Annotated in this window: 3 protein-coding genes and 1 pseudogene; 3 read left to right on the top strand and 1 reads right to left on the bottom strand. The window is 65.3% G+C overall.

Annotated elements, in window-relative coordinates:
* Positions 1 to 1,761, top strand: a 1,761-nt coding sequence (locus JOY90_RS17165; RefSeq protein WP_291692311.1) for a helicase-related protein, incomplete at its 5' end; no start/stop codon positions are given.
* A gap of 31 nt (positions 1,762 to 1,792) precedes the next feature.
* Here JOY90_RS17165 and JOY90_RS17160 read toward each other — a convergent pair.
* Complete coding sequence (locus JOY90_RS17160) at positions 1,793 to 2,404, bottom strand: hypothetical protein (RefSeq protein WP_367276958.1); 612 nt, start codon at positions 2,402 to 2,404, stop codon at positions 1,793 to 1,795.
* A gap of 36 nt (positions 2,405 to 2,440) precedes the next feature.
* On the opposite strand from JOY90_RS17160, the gene JOY90_RS40170 reads away from it, so the two are divergent.
* Both JOY90_RS40170 and JOY90_RS17150 read left to right on the top strand, forming a co-directional pair.
* Entirely contained in the window at positions 2,441 to 3,130 is a 690-nt protein-coding gene (locus JOY90_RS40170) for a DUF3551 domain-containing protein (protein ID WP_367276957.1), read from the top strand.
* A 332-nt stretch (positions 3,131 to 3,462) separates the two neighbouring features.
* Positions 3,463 to 3,809 (top strand): annotated as a pseudogene (locus JOY90_RS17150) (dienelactone hydrolase); the annotation flags it as partial.

The following is a 3,809-nucleotide window of genomic DNA, read 5'->3' as shown; positions in this document are numbered from 1 at the left end:
CTCGAATTCATCAAGATCTACGCCAACTCGCATTATGTGACGCCGCGCCCGACCCTGGTGCAGGCGATCAAGTCCATCAAGAGCGAATTGAAGCTGCGGCTCGACCAGCTCCACGACCAGGGCCGCCTCTTGGAAGCGCAGCGGCTGGAGCAGCGCACTACCTTCGACCTCGAGATGATGGAGGCGACCGGGAGCTGCGCCGGCATCGAGAACTATTCGCGCTATCTCACCGGCCGCAGGCCTGGCGAGCCGCCGCCGACGCTGTTCGAATATGTCCCCGACAACGCGCTGGTGTTCGCCGACGAGAGCCACGTCACCATCCCGCAGATCGGCGGCATGTTCCGCGGCGACTTCCGCCGCAAGGCGACCTTGGCCGAATACGGCTTCCGCCTGCCCTCCTGCATGGACAACCGCCCGCTGCGCTTCGAGGAATGGGACATGATGCGGCCGCAGACGGTCGCGGTGTCGGCGACACCAAGCGGCTGGGAATTGAATGAGAGCGGCGGCGTGTTCGTCGAGCAGGTGATCCGCCCGACCGGACTCATCGATCCTCCGGTCGACATCCGCCCTGCGCGCACGCAGGTGGATGATCTCGTGGGTGAAGTACGAGCGACGGCGCAGGCCGGCTACCGGTCGCTGATCACGGTCTTGACAAAACGCATGGCGGAGGACCTCACCGAATATCTGCATGAGCAGGGCATCCGTGTACGCTACATGCACAGCGATATCGACACCATCGAGCGCATCGAGATCATCCGCGACTTGCGCCTCGGCGCGTTCGACGCGCTGGTCGGCATCAATTTGCTGCGCGAGGGCCTCGACATTCCCGAATGCGCGCTGGTCGCGATCCTCGACGCCGACAAGGAAGGTTTCCTGCGCAGCGAGACCTCGCTGATCCAGACCATCGGCCGCGCCGCGCGCAACGTCGACGGCAAGGTGATCCTCTATGCCGACACCGTGACCGGCTCGATGGAGCGCGCGATGGCCGAGACCAACCGCCGCCGCGAGAAGCAGGTCGAATACAACAACGCCAACGGCATCACGCCGGCGAGCGTGAAGAAGCAGATCGGCGACATCCTCAACTCGGTCTATGAGCGCGACCATGTGCTGGTCGAGATCGGCGACCATGGCGGCTCCGGATGGTCCGACGACGTGATCTCGATCGGGCACAATTTCGAGGCCGTGCTCGCCGACCTCGAAACCCGCATGCGCGAAGCCGCCGCCGATTTGAACTTCGAGGAAGCCGCCCGCCTCCGCGACGAGGTCAAACGCCTCCGCGCCACCGAGCTCGCCGTGGTCGACGATCCCACCGTGAAGCAGCGCGCCGTGCAGAACAGGGCCGGCGCCTACGCCGGCGCCAGGAAATACGGCGACGCCGCCAACCTCCCCGAATCCGTCGCCAAGGCCGGCAAGTACGCCAAGCGCGGCATGGGCGGCGCGAGCCGCACCGGCGGTCCCTCCTCATCCTCCCCCTTGCGGGGAGGGTCGACCGCCGAAGGCGGTCGGGGTGGGGGTTCCACGAGTCCCGCTCGCAATGGGGACCGCGGTTCAAAAATCCACAAACCCCATCTCGACGAAATGCACGGCCCGGAATCCCTCCCCTTCCGCGCCAGCGGCGCGCTGCCGAAAAAGCCCACCCCCACCGGCGGCAGCAAGATCATCCAGCCCACCAACTCCCGCGAGTCCGGCCCCGAATTCGGCCCCGCCCCGCGCTCCACCGGCGGCGCGCCGGGGAAACGGGGTGGCTGGAAGCGGAGGTAGAGGCGGCAGGAGCCCAACGACGGCCGCCGGGCTATTGCAAGGCATAGAAGAAGGCCTCCGACATCTCCAAATCGATGAGGTCCTGGTTGAAATCGAAGACGGTGCGCGGCCGGTCAGCCATCTGCATGTCCCTCAGGACCGGCTGAGTCCTGGCGTCGCGCAGAAATCTGCGCATGCTGACCAGTGCCCTGTCGAGCTCGATGGTGTAGAAGCGGGAGGGCCAGGGACCCTCGCCGGTGACTTCGCCAATCTCGTGTTTCCGTTGTTCATCGAGCGCCGTCAATTGATCGACCAGCGCGCCGATCCTGCCGAGATCGGCCCTCGCTCCCTTGGCAAGCTCGTCGGCGAGAGGCAGGGTCGACATCCAGTCCTCGCCCATCCGCCTCACCATCGGGTCGAGGATGTCGAAATTCTGCAGGATGAATTGCGCCGTCTTGCGGTGCTCGGCGCGCAGATCCTTGGCCACCGCAAAACACTTCTGGCCCCATTCGACGAGTTTGGCATTGAGTTCGTCGCCCTTCCGGTACTGATCCCCCTCGAAATCCCTGGCGGCGACGTAGCCGGCAAGATCCTTGAATGCCAGCGCGCTCAGCCGAAGCAGCTCCGTCGCGCTGTCGATGCTGACAGCAAATTCAGCCCGCAACGGCGCCGGAAGCTCGGCCGGGATCTCGGGTCTGGCATGGAGGAGACCGGCACTGTAGTGGACCGAAACGGGTGGAGACTGTCGCTGTCGGTATCCGCTATAGTCGTTGTTGGACCACAGCGAATAGGCCGCGTTCTGGCAGCTCCGGACGAGGCCTGCGACGAAATGCACCAGCGGTCCGACATTCGGCGGCAGTGGCTGCGCAGCCGATACGGGCGCCCACCACATGCTGATGACACCGATGGAAATCGCCAAAGACCTGGTCCAGCGCTCGCCCATGCCCCTCACTCGACAACGCGGCGCCCCTCCATTGCTCTGGTCGGGAGCGTGCGATCCGCCCATGCGTACAATATCCGGAAACAATTCGACAATCGCGCGGCGGTGGAACAAGCAATCGAACACGGCACGAGCCCACCATGCGTTCGCGATCGTCGATCCGATCGCGCGCCAGAAAATCCCCGTCAGCATGAAAGAAGCACGATGCGCATCCTGCTCTGGCCGCTCCTGGCCCTCGCCACGCTCTCGACGACCATCCCGCTCCGCGCCCAGGCCTACGACCCGAGCTATCCCGTCTGCCTGCAGACCTATCGCCTGGGCGGCGGCAACATCGACTGCAGCTACACCTCGATGGCCCAGTGCCAGGCGACCGCCTCGGGCCAGCCCGCCCAATGCCTCACGAATCCGTTTTTCGCGGGCGGCGGGCGGCGCGGATATCGCGGATACTGAGGCCCGGAGCGACTGAAATGCGAGCGACCGAATGTGAGCGCTGTCCATCACGCCACGGCCTCGAGCGTAAGCGCCTGATGAGGGGCTTCCTCACGTCGAACGAGAACGCGGGGTGTCGACAACGGGCGCACGATTCCCGACCGGGCGGATGGCGCTGGAGAGTGATCGAACGCTTGCATCCGACCATCCCACCCGAGGACTATCGCAGATGGCCCGATTGCTTCTGCACGGACGGTGCGCTCCCTCCCCCCTGAAAGGGGGAGGGTTGGGGTGGGGGTCAGCGACGCGCACAAATCTCGCGGAGAAAGTAGACACCCCCCCGGAGGCTCCCGATGGCCGAGGTCTTGCTGTTTCATCACGCACAGGGGCTGACACAAGGTGTGCACGCCTTCGCCGACGGCCTGCGGTCCGCCGGGCACATCATCCACACGCCGGACCTGTTCGACGGACGCACGTTCCAGAGCCTCGATGAGGGTCTCGCCTACATCGGTGAGATCGGCTTCGACGACATGCGGGAACGCGGCGTCCGCGTCGCCGACGAGCTCCCTTTCGGGCTCGTCTACGGCGGCTTCTCGTTCGGCGTGCTGCCAGCGCAGAAGCTCGCACAAACACGGCCTGGCGCCCGCGGAGCCCTACTTTTCCACTCCTGTCTCCGGATCAGCGGCAAGTGGTCCTTCGG

The organism is Bradyrhizobium sp., from assembly GCF_019242285.1.
GTDB lineage: Bacteria > Pseudomonadota > Alphaproteobacteria > Rhizobiales > Xanthobacteraceae > Bradyrhizobium.
Note: the sequence above shows the minus strand (reverse complement) of the source record. Positions and strands in the feature narration are given on the sequence as shown.

Bases quoted from the DNA above. Each gene is read 5' to 3' on its own strand.
- JOY90_RS40170 (WP_367276957.1), top strand. From the start codon at position 2,441: ATGGAGGAGACCGGCACTGTAGTGGACCGAAACGGGTGGAGACTGTCG.